Genomic DNA, 23,490 nt, shown 5'->3' with positions numbered 1-23,490 from the left:
TCAGGACCTTGCCGGTAACAAAAAGCCCGCTGAACCGGTAACGGTCAGCGGGCTTTTTTGTGCGTGTCTAACGGCGGGTGCGTTCGACAGGCGGCAGTTCAACCGTACGCTCGGCGGCGGCCAGCGCTGCTTTCAAGCCAGCCTGGTCCAGCGGGACGCAATAGGCAGGCTTGCCGCGTTCCAGCCGCCAGCTGTCATCCAGGCTGCCGGCATCCACGGCGTCGAAACCCAATTCGTCGAGTAGCGTGATGACGCGTGCCTTCGCTGCGGCGTCATCCGCTGCCACCGGCAACGCCCGGCGGTCGGGGGCACCGTGGGGGCGCGCGTCCTGCGTCAGGTCGGGAGCGAAGATCGCGTTGAACACTTTCACCACATGTGAATGGGGCAGATGCTCGGCGAGCAACCGGCTGGTGGTGGATTCGAAGCGATCCAGTACCGGGATATGGCCGTCGCGGTTCGGGTAGTAATTATTCGCATCCATCACAGTCTTGCCCTCCAGCCATTGCGCCGGGACACTGCGGTAATGCTCCAGGGGGATCGCCACGAGCACCACATCGCCGAATTTGGCGGCGTCGTCGGCACTGCCCACCTGCACGCCGAGTATGCCGCTCACTACGCTGCTCATGGTGTGGGGACCACGGGAGTTACTCAACATCACTTTGTGCCCGGCCGCCAGCGCCAGTTGGGCCACGGCGCGCCCGATAAAGCCTGCTCCAATAACACCAATCTTCATGGTCTTGCTCCAATGAATGGGGGAGCGGTTATGATGATTGGCAACCAATCGGCGATAAATTGTCGTTTTAGTGTGGATGTTGTTACTGGGAGTAGGGAGTGATGGATCGCCTGTCGAGCATGAATGCCTTTGTGATAGCTGCTGAGTTGGGCTCGTACGCGCGGGCTGCCGAGCGCTTGGGCATGTCGCCGCAGATGGTGGCCAAACATGTCACCGCGCTGGAGCAGCGCCTGGGCGCTCGCTTGCTTAACCGCACCACACGAAGGCAAAGCCTGACGGAGCTGGGGAGCGCGTACTACGAGCGTTGCAAACATATCCTGATAGAAGCCGAGGCTGCCGATTCACTGGCGCAGATCATGAACGACACGCCGCGTGGCAAGCTGAAAATCACCGCGCCCGTTACCTTCGGCTCCTACAGCCTGATGCCGTTGATTACCGGGTTCCTGCGCGACAACCCGGATGTGGAAATCGACCTGCACTTGACCGACCGTTTCGTGGACCTGGTGGAGGAGGGCTATGAAGCCGCTTTTCGTATCGGCCCCCTGGCGACCACCGGTCTGACAGCCAGGCCACTGGCACCTTACCGCCTGGTGGTCTGCGCGTCGCCGGAGTACCTGGCGGCACGCGGTACCCCGCAGGCCCCGGTGGACCTTGAGCGTCATGAATGCCTCGGCTACGCCTTCTGGTCGCGGCCGGCGGATCGCGAGTGGGTGTTCTACCAGGGTTCGACGCCTTGCAAGGTGCAGGTTGCCAGTCGCTTGCAGATCAATGAAAGCAGGGCCTTGATGACCGCCGCGCTGGATGGTTTTGGCATCGTGCTCGGTCCGGAAGACTTCTTGCGCGGGGCATTGGCCAGGGGCGAATTGGTGAGAGTGCTGCCGGACTTTGAAGCGCCGAGCCGGCCGATGCACCTTGTCTACACGGCGAACCGCCAGCGTACGGCCAAGTTGAGACGCTTTGTCGAAGCGGTGTTGGGACGCTTCGGTCACCCTTGATGCGTGCTGCTTCAGCAATCCGACAGACACAACCTGTTAAAAAAGTACCCAGGCCTGAGCAGGAGCATGGCTGAAACACGGGGGCATTTTTACCGGTGCAGGTGTTGGGCGATAACGCCCGAGGGGGTTGTATGTTGTTACGTTACGCGGCATTAGCGGCAGTTGTGGTCGCGGCGTCCGGGTGTGTGCAGGAGCGCGTGGTGCATGAGCGCCGGCCTGTACAGCGTGAATATGTCGAGGTGGTTGCGCCACAACCGCCGCCGACCCAGGTCATCGAAGTCGAGCCTGCCGTACGTGAAGGTTACATATGGTCACGTGGTTACTGGCGCTGGGAAGGCGGGCGCTACGTTGCCGTACACGGCCATTGGGAGCCGGTGCGCGAAGGCTATCGTTATGTGCATCCACATTGGGTGCAGCGCAATGATGGCTACCACTGGCAGGTGGGTGGCTGGGTTCGTTGAACCCCGACTAGGAAGGCTTCTTTGTACCCAGGAGCCGTACTTCCCGCAGCAGCGCGGCACCGAGTTGATCGGTGCCCAGTTCCTTGTATCCCACGGCCTTGACCTCTCCGTTCTCTTCGGCCTGGATGATGATCACCGGTGTCTCTTTGCCGCTGGCTTCGTCGATGTGAAAAGCATATTGGGGAATATCCACCTTGATCGGCGTACCTGCGGCCTTGCCTTGCACATTGATCAGGAACGCTGCGCAGCCGGTGTCCACATCCACACTGGTGGCAGAACGCCCGCTGACGAAGCAGCTCTTTGGCAGGTCGGGCCAGATGATCTCGGCCAGTGCGAGGGGCGGCGTCAGGGCCAGGGCAGCAAGAAGAAACGTGCGCACGTGGGGCGTTCTCTCGTTCAGGGATTTGCGACTTTTACCAAAGCCTGCCCCTTGCCGCAATGTTGCCGCTCAGCCCAGACGCTTCATACCCGCTGCCTTGGCCGCACCGAGGTCAAAGGTAGCGGTGTATTCGCACCCGGCCGCGTGGGCGCAGCGCTCTATCAGGCAATCGGCAAAATCGGCGTTGTTGGCCGTGAACCGTCGAAGCGCCTGCCAGATGACCTCGGCATGTTCGACGGTCAATTCACGGGTGCGCAGTAGTGTTTCCAGAACGACGACAATGTCATTTTTGGCACATTGGTAGCAGCTCTGTAATACCCATACCAACTCCACCACGGACACCAGGCTGACAAACCCTGGCGAAAGCGTGGTGAGGGATTCGATCAATTCGCAGGCCTTGGGGGATTGAACGGGATCATCCTGGGTGACGTAGCGCACCAGTACATTGGTATCCAGTCCGATCATCCAGCCTTCGCTCCCTGTGCTGCGATGGCGCGGTTCATGTCGTCAATGGACACGACCCTTGCAGGCTTCCGGACCAGCCCCTTGAGGTCATGGACAGTCTTGCTCGCTGCAATGATGGAAAACTTGCCATCTTCCGTTTCGACGAACTCGACGCGGTCGCCTGTTTCCAGGCCAAGTGCGGTCCTGACTTGGACGGGGATGGTGATTTGCCCTTTTGAGGTAAGTGTGGCGGTCGCCATGGTAAAGATCTCCAACATGATGCTCCTTACCTTAGGGTAAGGAGTGGTGGAGGACAATATCCGTTGGTCCATAGGTCGCTCTTCAGGTGGAGGATGAGTCGGAGTCATGAAAACCTAGTCCGAACTCAGCCCTCCCGCACGCTTACCCATGGCGCAAAGAGATACAAACTATGACCGACCGCTAGTAAAGCCTGGCGGCTGTAAGCAAATTAACTGGCGAGCTCACTGCACTACGCGATAACACGGCACATACGCCGCGCCACCCGGCAACTTCATGCGATGCTGGGCAACGAACGCCTGCAACAGCTCATCCAGTGGCTTCATGATGGCCGGGTCGCCGTGGATCTCGTATGGGCCATGTTCTTCGATCAGGCGAATGCCCTTGTCCTTCACGTTACCCGCCACGATTCCCGAAAACGCACGGCGCAGGTTGGCTGCCAGTTCATGGGGCGGCAGTGCGTGGCTCAGTTGCAGGCTGGCCATGTTTTCGTGGGTCGGGTCGAACGGGCGCTGGAAGCCTTCGTCGATCTTCAGCAGCCAGTTGAAGTGAAACGCGTCGTTGCGCTCACGGCGGAACTGCTTCACCGCCTTGAGGCCGACAGTCATCTGGCGGGCCACTTCGGCCGGGTCGTCGATGATGATCTGGTAGTGCGCCTGCGCGGCTTCGCCGAGGGTGGCGCCGACGAAGGCATGCAATTGTTGCAGGTACGGCGCGGCTTGTTTCGGCCCGGTGAGAATGACCGGGAAGGGCACGTCGCGGTTGTCCGGGTGCATCAGGATGCCCAGCAGGTACAGGAACTCTTCGGCCGTACCGGCGCCGCCGGGGAAGATGATGATGCCGTGGCCCACGCGCACGAAGGCTTCAAGGCGTTTTTCGATGTCCGGCAGGATCACCAGTTCGTTGACGATCGGGTTCGGCGCTTCGGCGGCGATGATGCCCGGCTCGGTCAGGCCCAGGTAGCGCCCGCCGGTAATGCGTTGTTTGGCGTGGGAAATGGTCGCGCCCTTCATCGGGCCTTTCATCACGCCCGGGCCGCAACCGGTGCACACGTCGAGGCTGCGCAGGCCGAGTTCGTGGCCGACTTTCTTGGTGTATTTGTACTCTTCGGTATTGATCGAATGCCCGCCCCAGCACACCACGATCTTCGGTTCCACGCCCGGACGCAGGGTGCGGGCATTGCGCAGCAGGTGGAATACGTAGTCGGTGATGCCCTGGGAGTTGCTCAGGTCGATGCGCTGGCTGTCCAGCTCGTTCTCGGTGTAGACGATGTCCCGCAGGGCGCTGAACAGCATTTCGCGGGTGCTGGCAATCATTTCGCCATCGACGAAAGCATCGGCGGGGGCGTTCAACAGCTCCAGGCGCACGCCACGGTCCTGCTGGTGGATGCGCACTTCAAAGTTCTTGTAGGCGTCGAGGATGGTCTTGGCGTTATCGATATGGGCGCCGGTGTTGAGGATCGCTAGGGCGCACTGGCGAAACAGGGTGTAGATGCTGCCGGTACCGGCTTCGCTCAGTTGCTGGACTTCACGTTGGGACAGGGTTTCGAGGCTGCCCTTGGGGCTGACGGAGGCATTGATGACTTGGCGTTGGGGCATTCTGATTCCTTGAAAACGCAGCCACCGCACCTGTCGAGGTGCGATGACGTGAGAATGGTGGGCGCAGGTTAGGGCGCACGAGCCGGATATTTACCTCAGGCGCAGGGCCGAGCGCAAATACCGTCCAACACCATCATGCCGCAGAACTTACTCAATCAGCTTCCAGTTTTTGTAGAAAACCCGACGCAGGGTAAAGACCAGCCCGGCAAAACCCGCGATGACGGCGTTAAGCACCGACGGCAGCGGCGTTGGCCGTACGATGTCGATAAACAGGCAGTAGCGCTTGGCGTCGTTCTTGTTGAAGGACGCATGCATCAGCGTGTCATCAAAGATAAACAGCGGGTCGTCGTGCCAGTAGTGCTTGTGCTTGCCGACCTGGATGTACACGCCATCGTGATGGGGCGCCGGTGCCATGTTGTAGAGCACGCGGAACATCATGCGCAGGGGGCCGAAGTGAAAGGACGTCGAGCGGTTCTCGTTGAACACCGACACGCCGATGGTTTTCACGAACGGCAGTTTTTTGCGCAGTTCAGGAATATCCAGGGTGGTTTCGATCGGTCGCCCGTACCACTGGAAAAACAACATGCCGCGCTTCTTCTCGGCCATGCGTTCATCCAGGTAGCCGATGATTTCATCCTTGTGGGCCATGGCGTCATCGAGCACCTGTTGCAGGTCTGTGCGCCAGGCCGGTGGCAGGTCGCCCATCGTGTAGACGTGACGGTTACGCGCGCTCAGCAGGTCGAACAGGGTGTTGAACGGGGCCAGCAGCCAAGTGTTGCGACCGCTGCCGATAAAGTATTTCTTGACGGTCGGCTTGTCATACAGGCCGTTACGCAGGAAGTCGTAAACGCCGCACACCAGTACCAGGCAGAGGAACACCAGCGTGGTTTCGGGGAACACATCGATAATCAGCAACACGCCGAGTACCCAGGCGACCGATACCGCTTTCTTACGCAAAGCAGACTTGTTCATGCAACTCAGCTCCAGAAGGACGCCATTCGACAGGTCCGGATCCGTGGCCGCGAGTGGTGGGGTTTTGAAACATAATGAAACATCTTCGTCATGATAAGGCGTCCAGCAGCGGATTGGCGTTTTAAATAGTGCAAAATTGTGAAGGCTCGACACAGTCTTTAACCCTGGTGGGCTCGTGTGGATTGGATTTTGTAAACAGAAGATTTGCGACTATCGTGACGCTTCGGTTTTTCGGACGTCATAGACCGGTACGATTGAAGTTGAATGGCCACCATTGGCCTTCGGCACCTTGGAAGAGGCAGAAATTTTATGATCATCAAACCGCGGGTTCGTGGCTTTATCTGTGTGACCGCTCACCCTGTTGGCTGTGAAGCGAACGTCAAGGAACAGATCGACTACGTAACTGAGCACGGCGCCATCAAAGACGGCCCGAAGAAGGTGCTGGTCCTTGGCGCTTCCACCGGCTACGGCCTGGCCGCGCGCATCAGTGCAGCGTTTGGCTGCGGCGCCGACACCCTGGGCGTGTTTTTTGAGAAAGAAGGCGAAGAAGGCAAGCTGAGCTCCGCCGGCTGGTACAACAGCGCTGCGTTCGAGAAGTTTGCCGTTGAAAAAGGCCTGTACGCCAAGAGCATCAACGGCGACGCGTTTTCCGACGAGATCAAGCGCCTGACGATCGAAACCATCAAGAAAGACCTGGGCAAGATCGACCTGGTCGTCTACAGCCTGGCCGCGCCACGGCGTACTGATCCAAAAACCGGTGAAGTCTACAACTCCACCCTCAAGCCAATCGGCAAGGCTGTGACCCTGCGCGGTATCAATACCGACAAAGGCGTTGTGGTCGACACTACCCTCGAGCCTGCAACCCAGGAAGAAATCGACGGCACCGTCAATGTCATGGGCGGCGCCGACTGGCAGCTGTGGATCGACGCCCTGCGTGATGCCGACGTACTGGCCGAAGGCGCCAAGACTACCGCGTTCACCTACCTCGGTGAGAAGCTGACCCAGGACATCTACTGGAATGGCTCCATCGGCGAAGCCAAGAAAGACCTGGACAAGAAAGTCCTGACCCTGCGCGACAACCTCGCTGCACTGAAGGGCGACGCCCGCGTATCGGTTCTCAAGGCGGTGGTCACCCAGGCCAGCTCCGCGATCCCGATCATGCCGCTGTACTTGTCGTTGCTGTTCAAAGTGATGAAAGAGCAGGGCACCCACGAAGGCTGCATCGAGCAGGTCTACGGCCTGTTCAAGGACAGCCTGTACGGCAGCGAACCGAAGCTTGACGCCGACGGCCGCCTGCGCGCCGACCTGGCCGAACTGGAACCGAAGGTCCAGGACGCCGTGGCGGCACTGTGGAACCAGGTCACCGACGAGAACGTCGACGAGATCAGTGATTTCGCCGGCTACAAGGCTGAGTTCCTGCGCTTGTTCGGCTTTGAAATCGATGGTGTGGACTACGAGGCTGACGTGAACCCGACCGTGAAGATCAAGGGTCTGGTCCAAGCCTAAACGCGGTTAAAAATATGGGAGGAGGCGTGTCCCCCTCCCATATTTGTTTTTTTGGTTTTTCAGATCCGTCTTACGCTCCGGCGCGCACCTCCCTCCTTGTAAATCTGCCAGACTCCCTCAGCTCTCAAACCATGCTAACGGAGGATCTGATGACGATTCGTGCAGTCGTTTTTGATTTCGGCGGTGTTCTCTTCGATTGGCACCCGCAGCACCTCTATCGCAAACTGATTGCCGACGATCAAGAGCGGCAATGGTTCCTCGATAACATCTGTACCCAGGCCTGGAACACCGAGCAGGATGCGGGGCGGCCGCTGGCCGAAGCCACACAGATCCTGATCGATCAATACCCCGAGCATGAACCCTTGATCACGGCCTATTACGGCCGCTGGCACGAAATGCTGCGTGGCCCGTTGCCCGAAGGCGTGGCGATTCTCAACGCGCTGCATCAGGCCAACATGCCACTGTTCGGGCTCACAAACTGGTCGGCCGAGACCTTTCCCTATGCGCTTGCCCACTACCCCTTCCTTCGTCAATTTCGCAATATCGTGGTGTCTGGCGAGTTGAAGCTGATAAAGCCCGACGCGGCGATCTACCACGCGAGCCTCAGCCAGGTACGGGTGTACCTGCCGGATATCCAGCCGGGGGAAGTGGTGTTTATCGATGATGTCGCCGGCAATATCGAAGCGGCCGTCGCCCTCGGCTGGCAAGGCATTCACCACGTGTCTGCCGAGCAGACGGCGGCGCGATTGCGCGAGTTGGGCGTGGGCTTCTAGCGCGCCCACTTTTCCATGGCGAAATCCACAAAGGCGCGCAGCTTCGGCAAGCGATAACGGTCCTGGCCGTACAGCAAATGCATGGGCCGGCTGGGCAGTTGATAGGTGGTCAGCAAGGCCACCAGCTTGCCGGTTTGCAGGTCGGGCTGCACCAGGGCATCCGGCAGCATGACGATCCCCATGCCTTGCACGGCGGCCTGGCGCAAGGCCTGGGAGCTATTGATGGTCAGCGAGCCGGACACCGGGATTTCCACTTCGCCTTCTGCGCCGGTCATGCGCCACAGCTTGTCGGCGTTGCGCCAGTCATCGGTGGAAGGGTAGGCGAATGCCAGGCAGTCGTGCTGTTGCAGGTCCTCGGGTGTCTGGGGTGTACCACGTCGGGCCAGGTAGTCCGGTGAGGCGCACAGGGTGATGGTGTAGTCCTGCATTGGTCGGGCGATCAGGCTTGAGGGTTCCAGCTCGCCCAGGCGGATAGCCACGTCAAAGCCGCTGTCGACCATGTCCATGCGCTGGTTGCTGAGCACCACGTACAGCTTGATCAGCGGGTAGCGTTGGGAAAACTCGCTCAAGGCCGGCGCCAGGCGTTCAGTGCCGAACGCCGGTGGCGCGGTGATGCGCAGGGTACCTTTGGGGATGTCGCCGTGGGCCTGTTCGGCCCATTGCTCGGAGTCTGCCACCAGCCCGAGTACTTCCAGGCAACGCTGGTAATACTGGCCGCCGAACTCCGTGAGGCTCTGTTTGCGGGTGGTGCGCTTGAGCAGGCTGACGCCCAGGCGTTGTTCGAGGGCGCGCAGGTGGTTGCCGACCATGGTGGTCGACATCCCGCAGGCGTGGGCGGCGGCGGTCATGCTGCCGCTCTCCACCACTTTCACGTACACCGACATCGCTTGGAACAGGTCCATTATCAAGTCCTGGTTTAAAGTCATTGCAGGATGGCGCAGTTTATCCAGCTGGGATGGCTAACGATACTGTTGCTATCTCAACGATGCACTGGAGTCCGCCACCATGACCGCCGCCTGCCTGATGACCACCTATCAACCCCTGGCCCTGAGCTTCACCCGTGGCCTCGGCACGCGCCTGTGGGACCAGCAGGGGCGCGAATACCTGGACGCAGTGGCGGGTGTGGCGGTGACTAACGTCGGGCATTCCCACCCGAAACTGGTGACGGCCATCAGCGAGCAGGCCGGCCTGTTGTTGCACACCTCCAACCTCTACAGCATCGACTGGCAACAACGTCTGGCCCAGCGCCTGACGCGGCTGTCCGGCCTGGACCGTGCCTTCTTCAATAATTCCGGCGCCGAAGCCAACGAGACGGCGCTGAAACTGGCGCGGTTGCATGGCTGGAAAAAAGGCATCGAAGAGCCGTTGGTGGTGGTGATGGAGAATGCCTTTCATGGTCGTACGCTGGGTACCATGGCGGCCAGTGATGGACCCTCGGTGCGCTTGGGTTTCCAACGTTTGCCGGGGCATTTTCTCAAGGTCAGGTTTGGTGATCTGGCGGCGATCGAGGCAATCACCCAGACGTTTGGCACACGTATCGCGGCGGTCTTGCTGGAGCCCATCCAGGGCGAAAGTGGTGTACTGCCAGCGCCGCGGGGTTACCTGCAAGCCCTGCGTGACCACTGCACACGGCACGGCTGGCTGATGATGCTCGACGAAATCCAGACCGGCATCGGCCGCACCGGCGCCTGGTTTGCCTTCCAGCATGAAGGCATTGTCCCGGATGTGATGACCCTGGCCAAAGGCCTCGGCAATGGCGTGCCCATCGGTGCGTGCCTGGCCAGGGCAGCGGTAGCCGCACTTTTCACGCCGGGCAGTCATGGCAGCACCTTTGGCGGCAACCCGCTGGCGTGCCGGGTGGGCTGCACGGTGTTGGACATTATCGAAGAGCAAGGCTTGTTGCAGAACGCTGCACAACAGGGCGAGCGCTTGCTGGCGCGGTTACGCATGGAATTGGAAGAGCATCCGCAGGTGCTGGCGATTCGGGGGCAGGGCCTGATGATCGGTGTTGAGTTGGCCAGCCCCTATCGCGACCTGGCCCAGCGTGCTGCCCAGGAGCATGGGCTGCTGATCAACGTGACGCGGGGCAAGGTCATTCGCCTGCTGCCGCCGTTGACCCTGGATGCCAAGGAGGTGGAGATGATCGTGCGGGCCCTCACTCGGCTATTGAACTAGATTCCTGACCGCAACTGTCGAGCCTCGGCGAGGCTGCGTCGGTCGCGGCTCGGGCTTGAATCGGCAGTGCGTCTGACGCAGCCTCGCTAGGGCTCGACAGCTGCTACGGCAGGACCGTTGAGCCACTCCTGGTTCATGGTTTCGGTATCCCCCAGGTATTCCAGCAACCACACCATGGCCGGGGACAGTTTGCTCTGTGCCCAGGCCACGCACGATGGGCTGGCCGGGAACGGGCGCGTCAGTTGCAGCGCCACCAATTCACCGCGTTCGATCCACGGCAATACCTGATGCGCCGGTGCCATGCCGACGCACAGGCCATCGCGCAGGCAATCGATGGCAGAGGCCCAGTTGGGGACTACCAACCGGCGTTGGTTATCCAGGGTCCAGGTGTCGCGCTTGGGCAGGTTGCGCGAGGTGTCGGTCATGCACAGCGAGGCGAAGGGGCGCAGTTGGTCGTCATTGAGCAACCCGTCCACGGCCGCCAACGGGTGCCGTGCGCTGACCACGCACAGCCAATTCAATAAGCCCATATCGCGAAAGGTGAAGTGACTGGCCACTGGCACGGCGCTGGTGGCACCGATGACAATATCGGTGCGCTCATCCGCCAGGGCATCCCACACACCGTTGTACACCTCGTATTCCAGCAGCAATTCCACCTCGGGAAACTGTCGATAGAAATCCAGCACCAACTGTCGGCAGCGCTGGGGTTTGACGATGGAATCCACCGCGACCTTTAACTGGCCACTCCAGCCATTGGCCACCTGCTGGCACAGGCGCCGTGTGCCGAGCATTTTTTTCATTACCCCGCGGGCCTCGTCGATAAACAGGCGGCCGGCGGGTGTCAGTTCCACATCACGATGCCGGCGCACAAACAGCGGTACCGCCAGCCACTCTTCAAGTTGGCGTACGGTATAACTGATGGCTGACGGCACGCGGTGCAATTCCTGGGCAGCGGCGCTGAAGCTGCCATGGCGCGCTACCGCATCGACGACATCCAAGGAGTATTCGGACCACATGAGGGTTGCCTTCAAAATTATTGATAACAGCCGCCAATTATTATCGCTTCACAGCAAAACTGTCAGCCTCATAATGGGCGGCAGTCAGCAAATAGTTTGATGGCAGGATTAACAAGGCTTCAATGAAAAATTCTTTTGGTTTCACCTGGTATCTGGCGGGGCTGAGCATGCTCGGTTACCTCGCCATGGACATGTATTTGCCGGCGTTCGGCGCCATGGGCGAGCAGTTGCAGATTGGTGCGGGCGCGGTGGGCGCCAGCCTGAGCATCTTCCTCGCGGGTTTTGCCGTGGGGCAGTTGCTGTGGGGGCCGTTGTCCGACCGCCTGGGGCGCAAGCCGATCCTGCTCGCAGGCTTGAGCCTGTTTGTGGTGGGCTGCGCGGGGATGTTTTGGGTCGAGACCGCGCCGCAGTTGCTGGCCTTGCGCTTTATGCAGGCGATTGGCGTGTGTTCTGCGGCCGTGAGCTGGCAGGCGCTGGTGATCGACCGCTACCCGGCCGACAAGGCCCACCGTGTGTTCGCCAGCATCATGCCGTTGATGTCGTTGTCACCGGCGCTGGCGCCGCTGCTGGGCGCGATGGTGCTGAACCACTTCGGTTGGCAAGCCATCTTCGGCGTATTGCTGGGCGTGTCGTTGCTGTTGTTGCTGCCGACGTTGTTCCTACGCTCCGTGCCGAAACCTCAGACACGGGAAGGTGAACCTTCGCGCCTTGGCTATTGGCAGTTGCTCACCTCCCGGATGTTTACCGGCAATGTGATGATCTTCGCCGCCTGCTCGGCCAGTTTCTTCGCCTGGCTGACCGCTTCACCCTTCATCCTCGGCGACATGGGCTATAGCCCGAATGACATCGGCCTGAGCTACGTGCTGCCGACATTGGCGTTTCTGGTGGGTGGCTACAGTTGCCGTAGCGCTTTGCAGCGTTTCCAGGGCAAGACGCTGTTGCCGTGGTTGCTGCTGGCCTATTGCATCAGCATGCTGGCGCTGTATCTGGTCGCCACTTTGACCGTGCCGACGCTCACCACCTTGCTGATTCCGTTCTGCCTGATGGCGCTGGTCAACGGCGCCAGCTACCCGATCGTGGTGGCGAATGCGCTGATGCCGTTTGCAGAACATTCCGGCAAGGCGGCGGCACTGCAAAACACCCTGCAATTGGGTCTGTGCTTTCTCAGCAGCCTGTTGGTGTCGTCGATGATCGAACAGCCGTTGCTGATTACTGTGATAGTGATGCTGGCGACCGCGCCCTTGGCCGTCTTGGGCTATTGGCTGGCGCGGCCGAAAGCAGACAAGTCGGAACTGGCCGCCGCCTAGAACGTCACTTCCATGTTCACCGTCGGCGTTGACGTACGGCTGCCCCGGCCGCCGTCCACGCCGAACTTGTTGTGCCAGTACTCGTAACCCACCCCGAGGTACAGGTTCGGCTTCACGCTCTTGCCCGGTCGCACCGCGACCATCAGCGCGCTGCGCATCAGGGTTTCCGGTGCCGTGTCACGGCCATGGTAGTCCGCGCCTTTTTCCCCGACGTAGTTCACAAAGCCCTGGAATTTCGCCGCATGGTTGGCGATCTCGAAAGGGCGCATCCACGTCAGGTTGAGCATGTAGGTGTCGTCAAACGTGTGGTTCGACTCCCGTGTACCGGGGATGCCGGTGTGGTTGCGCTCCTTGTAGTACAGAAGGCTCAGGTCCAGCACGCCCACGGTGTTGAACTTCAATGTCGGGCCGAGCACCAGTGCGCGTTTTTTCGCCGACGCGACGTTGTTGTTGCGGTTGGCATCAAAGCCCAGGGTCAGCGCGTAATCCTTGATCAGCCCGGTGCCCAGTGGCACATCCAGCACCCGTGACGCATACAACTGATGCCGGTACACCGCGTACACCTCGCTGCCACCGTGGTCGGTGCCCTTGCGCGGGTCGCGGCTGTCGGACAGGAACACGTCCAGGTTCAGGAAGTTGCTGCCATACCGGTAGCCGCTGGCGTGGGTAACGCTGTAGATGCGCTTGCTGAATTCGTCGGGGTTATTTGGATTGGTGAACTGCTGGCCATAGCGAAAACCTACGCTGTTGTTCATCCATTCCACCGCGACGGCCTCCCCGCCGCCGAGGAGGGTGAGTGCAACGGTGGCTCCCTGTAATGCCTTTTTCATGGTTTCTGTGTCCTTTGGCGTTCTGGCTCATCACGGCCAGATTGTTTTTGTAACGCCGATGGAGGGTATCTTGTTCGAGTGATTGTATACAACTCTATGGACATCCAGTCTAAACATTGCATACAGTGTCACCACAACAAAAACAGAGAACCCCTCACCATGACTATCCCGAAGGCGTCACCGCAGCGGCCGGAAGATGAGAATCTAGGCGTCGCCGCCAACATGGCTTACGGCCTGCAGCATGTGCTCACCATGTACGGCGGCATCGTCGCGGTACCGTTGATCGTGGGCCAGGCGGCCGGGTTGTCACCGGCGGATATCGGCCTGTTGATCGCCGCGTCGCTGTTTGCCGGTGGCCTTGCCACCCTGTTGCAAACCCTTGGCCTGCCGTTCTTTGGCTGTCAGTTGCCGTTGGTGCAGGGTGTGTCGTTTGCCGGTGTGGCAACCATGGTGGCGATTGTCGGCAGCGATGGCGCCGGCGGGGTACCGGCGATTCTCGGCGCGGTGATGGCCGCGTCGTTTATCGGGCTGTTGATCACCCCGGTGTTCTCGCGGATCACCCAGTTTTTCCCGCCGTTGGTGACCGGTATTGTGATCACCACAATCGGCCTGACCCTGATGCCCGTGGCGGCGCGCTGGGCCATGGGCGGTAACAGCCGCGCGGCGGATTTCGGCAGCATGCCCAATATCGGCCTGGCGGCGTTGACCCTGGTGCTGGTGCTGCTATTGAGCAAGATCGGCAGCGCGACCATCTCGCGCCTGTCGATCCTGCTGGCGATGGTGATCGGCACGGTGATCGCGGTGTTCCTCGGCATGGCGGATTTTTCCGGGGTCAGCCAGGGGCCCATGTTCGGTTTCCCTGCGCCGTTCCATTTCGGTATGCCGACCTTTCACATCGCGGCGATCATTTCCATGTGCATCGTGGTGATGGTGACACTGGTGGAAACCTCGGCCGACATCCTGGCGGTGGGGGAAATCATCGATACCAAGGTCGACTCCAAGCGCCTGGGTAACGGCCTGCGCGCCGATATGCTGTCGAGCATGTTCGCGCCGATCTTCGGTTCGTTCACCCAGAGTGCCTTCGCCCAGAACGTTGGCCTGGTGGCGGTGACCGGAGTGAAGAGTCGTTTTGTGGTGGCAACCGGCGGCTTGTTCCTGGTAATCCTCGGATTGCTGCCATTTATGGGGCGGGTGATCGCGGCGGTGCCGACCTCGGTACTGGGCGGTGCCGGGATTGTGCTGTTCGGTACCGTGGCGGCCAGTGGTATTCGCACCTTGTCCAAGGTGGATTACCGCAACAACATGAACCTGATCATCGTCGCCACGTCCATCGGGTTTGGCATGATCCCGATTGCCGCACCGAGTTTCTACGACCAGTTCCCCAGCTGGTTCGCGACCATTTTCCATTCGGGTATCAGTTCGTCGGCGATCATGGCGATCCTGCTGAACCTGGCGTTCAACCATTTCACCGTAGGCAATTCGGACCAGCAGTCGGTGTTTGTAGCGGGGACTGAGCGCAGTTTGTGTTTCCACGACGTAGCGGCGTTGCGTGATGGGGACTATTTCAGGGGTGGCAAGTTATTTGATGCCGAGGGCAAGGAAATTCCATTGGTGGCGCAGGAGCCAAGGAAAGCCGCACACGCAGAAACCACAGAGGTCTGAAAATGTGGGAGGGGCGGTGCGACGATTCGACTTGCTCCCGATAGCGGTGGGTCAGTCACAAATACAGTGGCTGACACTCTGCTATCGGGAGCAAGTCGAATCGTCGCACCGCCCCTTCCACATTTGGAACTCAACCAGCCTTGCGGACTGTGTGCGGAACAGAGCACGCCTCATCCAGAAACTTCACCACGGTGCCCATGCACGCCTGGCGTTCTTCCACGTGGGGCATGTGGCTGGAGTCTTCGAACAGCGCCCAGCGCACATCCGCGATCTCATCCAGGAACGGCTTGACCACCAGTGGCGTGGCCTCGTCATGCCGGCCGGAAATCACCAGGGTCGGCACCTTGATCGCCGACAGGCGGCCAATGGATTTCCAGTCCTTCAGGCTGCCGATCACGTGGAACTCGGTCGGGCCGCTCATGGCGTGATACACCGTGGGGTCCGAGTCGACCTGGGCGAAGGTGCGCGCCACTTCTTCCGGCCATGGGTTCACCCGGCACACATGCTGGTCATAGAACACCCGCGAGGCGGCGAGGTATTCCGGGTCGAGGTAGGTGCCGGCGGCTTCATGCTTGAGCAGGGTTTCATGCACGCCTTGGGGCAGCAGCTTGCGCAGGCGGTTGGCTTCGCTGACCCAGGTTCGCATGCAGGTCGGTGAGTTGGCTGGGATAAACGCACGCAGGCCCTTGGGTTGCAGGATTGCGTGCTCGCTGCCGAGCATGCCGCCCCAGGACTGACCAAGGATCGCGTAGTTATCGCTGATCTGCAGGTGGTCCAGCAGGTTGTCCAGTTCTTTAAGGAACAGATCGACGGTCCAGAAGGACGGGTCTTTCTCAGGCAAGTGCGTGGAGCGGCCGTTGCCCAGTTGGTCGTAGTGGATGACCGCATGACCGCTGGCCGCGACGTCCTTGAACGCGTCGACATAATCATGGGTGCAGCCCGGGCCGCCGTGGATGACCACCAGCGGCGTGCGGCCGCTGGCCAGGTCGCCAGTGACACGGTACCAGGTCTGGTAGTCGCCAAACGCGGCATACCCTTCGCGGATTTTTTCGATGAAGTCCATTTCCTGCCCTGCCCTGAAAAAATGATCAGGGACACGATAGTCTGCGGACGAGATTTAGGTAACTAGCAAAACAGCTAGGTTTTGCCGGTGGATCAGTCTTCCAGCAGGCGGTAATGGGTGGCGCGGACCACCGCCTGCACACGGTTCTTGGCGCCCAGTTTGTGCATCGCCGAGGCCAGGTGCAGGGTGACGACGGCCAGTGAGCGGCTCAGTTGCGTGGCGATTTCGGCGGCGGTCAGGCCGTCGGCGGCCCATTTGAGGCATTCGCGTTCACGTTTGGTCAGGTGAATGTGCGGGTAGGTGCGCAGCTCCTTGCCGAACAGCGGGTAGGCCGCTTCCTGCAACGCGTGGGAAATCAGGCTGAAGTCCGACAAGATCTGCTGCGCGTCCTGCAGCACGGCAGGCGTTTTGCCAGTGCGCAAGCCGGTCAGTGACGCGAAGCCGCCACGGGGCAGATGCATTGGCACGCTGACGCCGCAGGTCAGTTGCTGGTCGTGCAGGTAGGACGAAACGGGGGCGTGGCAGGGGTCGATGATGGTTTGCAGGGCCGTGTCAGCCTGGGCTTCGTAGGACCACACGAACGGCGATACCGTGCGCAGAGCCAGGTGTTGCACCGGGTCGATCTGGTAGAAACCCTTGCTGCACCACAGCGCATGCCAATCGGTCGGCGTGTTACGCAGCTCCAGCACCGAGGGGGTGATCAATGCACCATCCTGGTCGATCGGCACCGGGGTGTAGTCGTATACCAGTGCATCGAAGCCCAATTGCTGGGCGAGGATAAAAGTGTTGTCCATCTGCTCATCCAGGCTCCTGCCCGGCATCAGACGTTGATTGAAGGCAGTTAGCTTGGCCAGCATCCGTTCTGCTCCCGAATTCATTTGAATCTCCACTTCCTGCAAGTAGAATGCCACGCCCCGGCGAAGGACTGCCAGGCCAAACCTATAAGAAATACCAGGTTATGGACGCGCGGCATCCTCGGTAGTGTTGGCCTGATAAACGGCCGCTGCCCGCCAGGCCGATACAACACAAGGAATGTATGCATGTGGCGTGAAATTGCCCCCGACCAGCAGTACAACGTGCAAGTCGATGGCCACAACCTCGTGGTCTACAGCTTCGGCGAAGGCGATGAGGTGCTCTTGTGTCTCAACGGCGGGCCGGGCCTGCCGTGTGACTACTTGCGCGACGCCCATGGCTGGCTCAAGGACCATGACCTGCGAGTGGTTGCATTCGACCAGCTTGGCACAGGCGCATCAGCCAGACCGACCGATGTTTCCCTGTGGGAAATCCGCCGTTATGTCGAAGAAGTCGAAACCGTACGCCAAGCCCTTGGCCTCGGCCGCGTGCACCTGCTCGGGCATTCCTGGGGCGGCTGGCTGGGCATCGAATACGCCATCCATTACCCCGACAGGCTGAAAAGCCTGATCCTCGAGAACACCGTCGGCGACATCCCGCATCTTTCTCAAGAACTCGAACGCCTGCGCGGCGCGCTGGGCAGTGAGACCGTGGCGATGATGCAACGCCACGAAGCCATGGGCACCCTGGATCACCCGCAGTACCAGGCCGCGATCACCTTGCTCAACTATCGCCATGTCTGCCGCCTGGACGAATGGCCCGAGCCGGTCAAACGCTCCCTCGGCGACTGGAACATGGGCCCCTACGAAACCATGCAGGGTCCCAACGAATTCCTCTACGTCGGCAACCTCAAGGACTGGAACCGCATCCCCGAGATGGCCGCTTTCAACATGCCGATCCTGATCACCACCGGCCAGCACGACGAACTCACCCCAGCCTGCGCCATGCGCATGAAGATGGCGGCCAGACACGCCGAACTGCATGTATTTCCCAACAGTAGCCATATGCCGTTCTATGAAGAGCCACAGGCTTATTTTCCGGTACTGTTGGACTTTCTCGCTCGCCACCGAGGCTGACCGATGAACCTGGCGCGCTACCGTTTTGTACTGTCCCGGCCGCTGCAATTGCTGCCGGTACTGTTTGGCATTAGCCTGATCACGTTTGTGCTGGTGCGCTCGATTCCTGGCGACCCGGCGCGGGCCCTGCTGGGCTCGCGCAGCACGCCGGACGCCTTGCTGAAAATCCGCGCCCAGTACGGCCTCGACCAGCCTTTGTGGCAGCAGTATTTCTATTTCCTGAAGAACCTGCTCAAGGGCGATCTCGGCCAATCACTGCTGTACAAAGTCGACGCCTTGAAATTGATCGTCACCCGCATCGAACCCACCCTGGTGCTGGTGCTCGGCAGTGTGGTGCTGGCACTGCTGATTGCGGTGCCGCTGGCGACGTGGGCGGCGCGCAATAAAGGCGGGTGGGCGGACAACCTGATCCGCGTGTTCACCACCGTGGGCCTGGGCATGCCGGCGTTCTGGCTGGGCCTGATGCTGATCCTGCTGCTCAGTGTGCAATGGGGCCTGTTCCCGGTGTCCGGCTACGGTCGTACCTGGCTGGACAAGGCGCACCATATGGTCTTGCCGTGCCTGACCATCGCCCTGGCGCTGTCGGCGGTGCTGGTCCGCAACCTGCGGGCGAGCATGTTGATGGAGCTGCAGGCCGACCACGTCACTGCCGCGCGGGCCCGTGGGCTGTCGGAAGCTGCGGTGTTCCGTCGCCATGTGTTGCCCAATTCCCTGGTGCCGGCGGTCAACCTGCTGGCGGTGAATATTGGCTGGCTGATCAGCGGCACCGTCGTGATCGAAAGCCTGTTCGCCATTCCCGGCATCGGCCAGTTGCTGGTGCGCGGCATTTTTACCCGCGACTACATGGTGGTGCAGGGCGTGGCCATGGTGCTGGCGTGTGCGACGGTGGTGGTCAACTTTATCGCCGACGTGGTCACGGTGGCCCTCGATCCTCGGGTGAAAATGCAATGAGCAGCCGTCCACTGATTGCCCCATGGCGCCTGCGTCTGCGGTTTGGCTTTCGCAATGGCCGCCTGACGGCCGCGTGGGGGCTGTTGATCCTGCTGGTGTGGTTGGTCCTGGCGCTGTGTGCGCCGTGGATCGCGCCCTATGACCCGATCGCGCAGAACACCGACATCAGCTTGCTGGGGCCGAGCCTGGCCCATCCATTCGGCACGGATAACTACGGTCGAGACATCCTTTCGAGGGTGATCTGGGGCGCGCGCGTCGATCTGCAACTGGCCATTATCGGGGTGATTTTCCCGTTCATGATCGGCACGTTTGTCGGCGCGGTTTCCGGCTATATCGGCGGGCGCTTCGACAGTTTCTGCATGCGCGTGATCGATGTGATCCTGGCGTTCCCGTTCCTGGTGTTGATGCTGGCGATCATGGCTATCCTCGGTCCGGGCCTGAAGAGTTTTTATATCGCCATGGCGCTGGTGGGCTGGGTGTCGTATGCGCGGCTGATCCGCTCACAGATCCTGGTGCTCAAGGAAAGCGACTTCGCCCTGGCGGCCAAGAGCCTGGGCTTTGGCCATGGGCGCATTCTGTTCCGACATTTGCTGCCGAATGCGATGTTTGGCTCGATTGTGTTTTCCATGTCTGACGCGGTGCTGGTACTGCTCAACGGTGCCGCCGTGAGCTACCTGGGCCTGGGCGTGCAACCGCCGACGGCGGAGTGGGGGACGATGATTGCCGAAGGGCAGGCGTTTATCACCACGGCCTGGTGGATCTGCACCTTTCCGGGGCTGGCCATCGTGACCCTGGCCATGGGCTTCAGCCTGCTGGCCGATGGTGTGGCGCAAGTGCTGGGGGATCGCTCATGAGCCTGCTGCAGGTGCAAGACCTCAGCGTGATCGCCAACAACGCCGGGCGCGATGTGACCTTGGTCGACCGCGTGTCCTTTGACCTGGCCGAAGGCGAGATCCTCGGCCTGGTGGGTGAAAGCGGCTCGGGCAAGACCATGGCCTGCCGTGGCTTGATACGCCTGTTGCCGTCGCCCAACCTGCGCGTGCAGGGCGGTGCGGTACGCCTGGCGGGCCAGGACCTGCTGCAACTGGATGACGCCGGCATGCGCGCGGTGCGTGGCGGGCAGTTGGGCATGATCTTCCAGAACCCCAGCAGCCACCTCGACCCCTTGATGCGCATCGGCGATCAGATCGCCGAAGGCATCCGCCTGCATCAGGGCGCGTCGAAAAAAGACGCGCGCCGACAAGCCATCGAAGTGTTGCGCCAGGTGGGCATTCCCGATCCCCAGGCACGGGTCGACAACTATCCCCATGAATTTTCCGGTGGCATGCGCCAGCGCGCGATGATCGCCGTGGCCCTGGGCTGCAACCCGAACGTATTGATTGCCGACGAGCCGACCACGGCGTTGGACGTGACCGTGCAGGCGCAGATCCTGCGCCTGCTGCTGGACCTGCGTGACCAGCGCGGCCTGTCGCTCATCATGATCACCCACGACCTCGGCGTGGTTGCGCAAACCTGTGATTCCATCGCCGTGATGTACGCCGGGCGCCTGTGCGAGCACGGCAGCAAGTACGACGTGCTCGCCCATCCGCAACACCCCTACACAGCCGGCCTGATTGATTGCCAACCGACCCACGGCAGTGGTCCTGGGTTGCTGCGTACCATCCCCGGCCAGCCGCCCTTGCTCGATGCGTTACCCGACGGCTGCCGCTTCAACCCGCGTTGCCCGCAGGTCGGCGCGTTGTGCACCGAACGGTTGCCCGAAGGCGCGCGCGTGGCCTGTCACTACCCGTTGGGAGCACGCCCATGAGCCTGTTGCAGATCAAGAACCTCGAGGTGCGGTTCGCCGCGTCCGGCACGGGGGTGTTCGGCCTGAACAAGCAGTGGGTGAAGGCGGTGAACGGTGTGTCGCTGAACCTTGCAGCCGGTGAAACCCTGGGGTTGGTGGGGGAGTCCGGCAGCGGCAAAAGCACCCTGGGCCGCGCGATCCTGCACCTCAACCCGATCAGTGCCGGGCAGGTGCTGTTCGATGGCATCGACATGGCCCATGGCAGCGCGATCGACATCGTGCGCCTGCGCCAGGAAACGGCGATGATCTTCCAGGATCCCTACGCCGCGTTGAACCCGCGCCACACCATCGGCGAAACCATCGCCGAGGTGTTGCGGGTGCAGCGCAAAGTCCCGGCAGAGCGTATCCCGGCTCGCGTCAACGAACTGCTTGACCTGGTCGGCCTGCGCCCCGAACTGGCCAGTCGCAAACCCGGCGCCCTCAGTGGTGGCCAATGCCAGCGTGTCGGTATTGCCCGGGCGCTGGCGGTGGAGCCGCGCTTGATCATCGCCGATGAATGCGTGGCGGCCCTGGATGTATCGATCCAGGGCCAGATCATCAACCTGCTGTTGGAACTGCAACAGCGCATGAACCTGGCGATCCTGTTTATCGCCCACGATTTGGCCATCGTGCGGCGCCTGTGCGACCGCGTGGCGGTGATGTACCTGGGCAAGATCGTCGAGGAAGGGCCGGTGGAAGCGGTCTTCACCTCGCCGCGCCATCCGTATACGGCGGCGTTGATCGAGGCGATTCCGGAGATCGATCCGCACCGGCCCTTGCCGACGCAGCCGTTGCCTGGCGAGCCGCCGAGCCCGCTGAATTTGCCTACGGGCTGTGCCTTCCACCCGCGTTGCCGGTACGCCCGGACGATGTGTTCCGTGGTATTGCCGCCTACCCATTCCCTGCACGAGCATCGATACAGTTGCGTGCTTGAAGAACCGTTGACCCTACCTGCCCATCATGAACAAGGAGTTATGACATGCAATCGCGCCACTTGAAGTTGCTCGCCGCTGCTACGTTGACCGCGTGGTCCCTCACTGCCGGATTGGCGCAAGCCGCCGGCGTCCTGACCATCGGCTGCCGTGAAGACAGCACCACGTTCGACCCGATCAAAAGCGCGCAAAACCGCGATACCTGGGTATTTGCCAACGTCTACGACACCCTGGTACGCGTGGACAACCTGGGCACCAAGATGGAGCCGGGCCTGGCTGAAAGCTGGGATATTTCCAAGGACGGCCTGACCTACACCTTCAAGCTGCGCGATGCGAAGTTCTCCGATGGCTCGGCGATCACCGCCGAGGATGCAGCGTTCAGCCTGTTGCGCATCCGCGATAACAAGGCTTCGTTGTGGGCTGATCCCTTCAACCTGATCGACACCGCCAAAGCGACGGACTCGAAAACCCTGGTTGTCACACTGAAGACTCCGGCGGTCGCCTTCCTGTCGCAACTGGCCTCGCCGACGGTCTCGATCCTGTCGGAAAAAGCCATGACCAAAATGGGGGAAGACGCCTATTCCGAGAATCCGGTGACCTCCGGCGCGTTTACCGTAGACGAATGGCGCAAGGGCGACCGGGTCATCCTGAAGAAGAACCCGAACTTCTGGCAGGCCAAGAAGGTCAGCCTGGATGGCGTGGAGTGGGTCTCCGTGACCGACGACAATACGCGGATGCGCATGGTGCAGAACAACGAGCTGGACACGGCGATCTTCGTACCGTTTTCCCGGGTTGAAGAGCTGAAGAAAGACAAGAACGTGGTGATCCACTCCGACCCGTCCACCCGTGAAGATCACCTGCTGATCAACCACGCCCACGGTCTGCTGGCCAAGCAGGAAGTACGCGAGGCGCTGGACATGGCCATCGACAAACAGTCTCTGGTGAAAACCGCGACCTACGGTCAGGGCACGGTGGCCTATTCCTACATCCCGAAAGGCTCGTTGTTCCACTACGCCAACAACCTGCAACGCCCGTATGACCCGACCGCCGCCAAGAAACTGTTGGAAAAGGCTGGCGCGAAGGACTTGAAGCTCAACTATGTGGTCAACGCCGGCAACGAAGCCGACGAGCAGATCGCGGTGATCATCAAGGACCAGTTGGCCAAGGTCGGCGTGACCGCCAACCTGCAGAAGGTCGACCCGACCCAAAGCTGGCAGATGCTGGTGGACGGTGAGTACGATATTTCGGTGATGTACTGGACCAACGACATCCTCGACCCGGACCAGAAGACCACCTTCGTGCTCGGCCACGACACCAACCAGAACTACATGACCCGCTACAAGAACGACAAGGTCAAGGAACTGGTGGCGGCGGCGCGCATCGAGGCCGACCCGGTCAAGCGTGAGCAGATGTATGTCGAACTACAGAAACTGGCGAAACAGGATGTGAACTGGATCGACCTGTACTACAGCCCGTACATCAACATCTCACGCAAGAATGTGAGCAACTTCCTGCAAAATCCGCTGGGGCGCTTCACCCTTGAGGAAGTGGTGAAGAACTAAATAAGTAAACCCAATGTGGGAAGAGACCTGTGGTGAGCGGGCTTGCCCCGCGCTGGGCTGCGAAGCAGCCCCACAGTTCAGCCAGCGCGATCTGACAGAGAGATTACGTTGGCAGGTTTT

24 protein-coding genes are annotated in these 23,490 nt (G+C 60.8%); 13 read left to right on the top strand and 11 right to left on the bottom strand.

The window, feature by feature from the left end; all coding sequences use genetic code 11:
• Nucleotides 1–67: 67 nt before the first annotated feature.
• Nucleotides 68–781, bottom strand: coding sequence for an NADPH-dependent F420 reductase (locus V3W40_RS00370; RefSeq protein WP_330214229.1), 714 nt, complete (start codon nt 779–781; stop codon nt 68–70).
• 71 nt (nt 782–852) lie between these two features.
• Here V3W40_RS00370 and V3W40_RS00365 point away from each other — a divergent pair, with 71 nt between their 5' ends.
• Nucleotides 853–1,728, top strand: a complete 876-nt coding sequence (locus tag V3W40_RS00365; protein WP_330214547.1) for a LysR family transcriptional regulator — start codon at nt 853–855, stop codon at nt 1,726–1,728.
• A gap of 131 nt (nt 1,729–1,859) precedes the next feature.
• Nucleotides 1,860–2,189 carry a YXWGXW repeat-containing protein gene (locus V3W40_RS00360; RefSeq protein WP_043293388.1) on the top strand — a complete coding sequence of 110 codons (330 nt, stop codon included), beginning with the start codon at nt 1,860–1,862 and terminating at the stop codon, nt 2,187–2,189.
• Nucleotides 2,190–2,196: 7 nt separating this feature from the next.
• Here V3W40_RS00360 and V3W40_RS00355 read toward each other — a convergent pair whose 3' ends face one another.
• The 5 genes from V3W40_RS00355 to V3W40_RS00335 all read right to left on the bottom strand — a co-directional run bounded on the left by V3W40_RS00355 (nt 2,197) and on the right by V3W40_RS00335 (nt 5,840).
• Entirely contained in the window at nt 2,197–2,568 is a 372-nt protein-coding gene (locus V3W40_RS00355) for a hypothetical protein (RefSeq protein WP_092489948.1), read from the bottom strand.
• 69 nt (nt 2,569–2,637) lie between these two features.
• Entirely contained in the window at nt 2,638–3,033 is a 396-nt protein-coding gene (locus V3W40_RS00350; protein ID WP_053132385.1) for a PIN domain-containing protein, read from the bottom strand.
• Nucleotides 3,030–3,287: an AbrB/MazE/SpoVT family DNA-binding domain-containing protein gene (locus tag V3W40_RS00345; protein ID WP_074845160.1), complete on the bottom strand. Its 258-nt coding sequence runs from the start codon at nt 3,285–3,287 to the stop codon at nt 3,030–3,032. Before V3W40_RS00345 ends, V3W40_RS00350 begins: the two co-directional genes overlap by 4 nt.
• 207 nt (nt 3,288–3,494) lie before the next feature.
• Nucleotides 3,495–4,868, bottom strand: coding sequence for a nucleotide 5'-monophosphate nucleosidase PpnN (ppnN, locus tag V3W40_RS00340; protein ID WP_065928136.1), 1,374 nt, complete (start codon nt 4,866–4,868; stop codon nt 3,495–3,497).
• Nucleotides 4,869–5,015: 147 nt separating this feature from the next.
• Nucleotides 5,016–5,840: an aspartyl/asparaginyl beta-hydroxylase domain-containing protein gene (locus V3W40_RS00335; RefSeq protein ID WP_027604202.1), complete on the bottom strand. Its 825-nt coding sequence runs from the start codon at nt 5,838–5,840 to the stop codon at nt 5,016–5,018.
• 309 nt (nt 5,841–6,149) lie between these two features.
• On the opposite strand from V3W40_RS00335, the gene fabV reads away from it, so the two are divergent.
• Entirely contained in the window at nt 6,150–7,346 is a 1,197-nt protein-coding gene (gene fabV, locus V3W40_RS00330; RefSeq protein ID WP_065928135.1) for an enoyl-ACP reductase FabV, read from the top strand.
• 149 nt (nt 7,347–7,495) lie between these two features.
• Nucleotides 7,496–8,119: an HAD family hydrolase gene (locus V3W40_RS00325; protein WP_330214228.1), complete on the top strand. Its 624-nt coding sequence runs from the start codon at nt 7,496–7,498 to the stop codon at nt 8,117–8,119.
• Here V3W40_RS00325 and V3W40_RS00320 read toward each other — a convergent pair.
• Nucleotides 8,116–9,021: a LysR family transcriptional regulator gene (locus V3W40_RS00320; RefSeq protein ID WP_065928133.1), complete on the bottom strand. Its 906-nt coding sequence runs from the start codon at nt 9,019–9,021 to the stop codon at nt 8,116–8,118. The two genes, V3W40_RS00325 and V3W40_RS00320, sit on opposite strands and share 4 nt — an antisense overlap.
• A 103-nt stretch (nt 9,022–9,124) precedes the next feature.
• Here V3W40_RS00320 and V3W40_RS00315 point away from each other — a divergent pair, with 103 nt between their 5' ends.
• Nucleotides 9,125–10,294 (top strand): aspartate aminotransferase family protein, encoded by a 1,170-nt coding sequence (locus V3W40_RS00315; RefSeq protein ID WP_330214227.1) that lies wholly within the window; start codon nt 9,125–9,127, stop codon nt 10,292–10,294.
• Nucleotides 10,295–10,380: 86 nt separating this feature from the next.
• On the opposite strand, the gene punR is transcribed toward V3W40_RS00315, so the two are convergent.
• Nucleotides 10,381–11,310 (bottom strand): DNA-binding transcriptional activator PunR, encoded by a 930-nt coding sequence (gene punR, locus V3W40_RS00310; protein ID WP_330214226.1) that lies wholly within the window; start codon nt 11,308–11,310, stop codon nt 10,381–10,383.
• Nucleotides 11,311–11,432: 122 nt separating this feature from the next.
• Here punR and punC point away from each other — a divergent pair, with 122 nt between their 5' ends.
• Complete coding sequence (punC, locus tag V3W40_RS00305; protein ID WP_330214225.1) at nt 11,433–12,617, top strand: purine nucleoside transporter PunC; 1,185 nt, start codon at nt 11,433–11,435, stop codon at nt 12,615–12,617.
• Here the strand turns inward: punC and V3W40_RS00300 are convergent.
• Nucleotides 12,614–13,447 carry a nucleoside-binding protein gene (locus tag V3W40_RS00300; RefSeq protein WP_330214224.1) on the bottom strand — a complete coding sequence of 278 codons (834 nt, stop codon included), beginning with the start codon at nt 13,445–13,447 and terminating at the stop codon, nt 12,614–12,616. The two genes, punC and V3W40_RS00300, sit on opposite strands and share 4 nt — an antisense overlap.
• A gap of 159 nt (nt 13,448–13,606) precedes the next feature.
• Here V3W40_RS00300 and V3W40_RS00295 point away from each other — a divergent pair, with 159 nt between their 5' ends.
• Nucleotides 13,607–15,109 carry a nucleobase:cation symporter-2 family protein gene (locus tag V3W40_RS00295; RefSeq protein WP_074844531.1) on the top strand — a complete coding sequence of 501 codons (1,503 nt, stop codon included), beginning with the start codon at nt 13,607–13,609 and terminating at the stop codon, nt 15,107–15,109.
• 130 nt (nt 15,110–15,239) lie between these two features.
• Here the strand turns inward: V3W40_RS00295 and V3W40_RS00290 are convergent, their stop codons facing one another.
• Together V3W40_RS00290 and V3W40_RS00285 are read right to left on the bottom strand one after the other, a co-directional pair.
• The gene (locus V3W40_RS00290; protein WP_065928127.1) at nt 15,240–16,172 is read right to left on the bottom strand and encodes a proline iminopeptidase-family hydrolase; all 933 of its coding nucleotides are present in this window, start codon (nt 16,170–16,172) and stop codon (nt 15,240–15,242) included.
• A gap of 92 nt (nt 16,173–16,264) precedes the next feature.
• Entirely contained in the window at nt 16,265–17,029 is a 765-nt protein-coding gene (locus V3W40_RS00285) for a LuxR family transcriptional regulator (RefSeq protein WP_330214546.1), read from the bottom strand.
• Between the two features lie 183 nt (nt 17,030–17,212).
• Between V3W40_RS00285 and V3W40_RS00280 the strand changes: the two genes are divergently transcribed.
• Genes V3W40_RS00280 through V3W40_RS00255 form a run of 6 tightly spaced genes read left to right on the top strand, consistent with a single transcriptional unit; the run spans nt 17,213 to nt 23,370 of the window.
• Nucleotides 17,213–18,100: a proline iminopeptidase-family hydrolase gene (locus V3W40_RS00280; protein ID WP_027604191.1), complete on the top strand. Its 888-nt coding sequence runs from the start codon at nt 17,213–17,215 to the stop codon at nt 18,098–18,100.
• A gap of 3 nt (nt 18,101–18,103) precedes the next feature.
• Nucleotides 18,104–19,051 carry an ABC transporter permease gene (locus tag V3W40_RS00275; protein ID WP_027604190.1) on the top strand — a complete coding sequence of 316 codons (948 nt, stop codon included), beginning with the start codon at nt 18,104–18,106 and terminating at the stop codon, nt 19,049–19,051.
• Nucleotides 19,048–19,905, top strand: a complete 858-nt coding sequence (locus V3W40_RS00270) for an ABC transporter permease (protein WP_065928124.1) — start codon at nt 19,048–19,050, stop codon at nt 19,903–19,905. The genes V3W40_RS00275 and V3W40_RS00270 overlap by 4 nt, the downstream gene beginning before the upstream one ends.
• Nucleotides 19,902–20,858, top strand: a complete 957-nt coding sequence (locus V3W40_RS00265; RefSeq protein WP_330214223.1) for an ABC transporter ATP-binding protein — start codon at nt 19,902–19,904, stop codon at nt 20,856–20,858. The genes V3W40_RS00270 and V3W40_RS00265 overlap by 4 nt, the downstream gene beginning before the upstream one ends.
• Nucleotides 20,855–21,874 (top strand): ABC transporter ATP-binding protein, encoded by a 1,020-nt coding sequence (locus V3W40_RS00260; RefSeq protein ID WP_065928122.1) that lies wholly within the window; start codon nt 20,855–20,857, stop codon nt 21,872–21,874. The genes V3W40_RS00265 and V3W40_RS00260 overlap by 4 nt, the downstream gene beginning before the upstream one ends.
• Nucleotides 21,856–23,370, top strand: coding sequence for an ABC transporter substrate-binding protein (locus tag V3W40_RS00255; RefSeq protein WP_027604186.1), 1,515 nt, complete (start codon nt 21,856–21,858; stop codon nt 23,368–23,370). Before V3W40_RS00260 ends, V3W40_RS00255 begins: the two co-directional genes overlap by 19 nt.
• The last annotated feature ends 120 nt before the right edge of the window (nt 23,371–23,490 follow it).

It is taken from the genome of Pseudomonas sp. AM8, assembly GCF_036346475.1.
Classification (GTDB): Bacteria; Pseudomonadota; Gammaproteobacteria; order Pseudomonadales; family Pseudomonadaceae; genus Aquipseudomonas; species Aquipseudomonas marginalis.
Note: the sequence above shows the minus strand (reverse complement) of the source record. Positions and strands in the feature narration are given on the sequence as shown.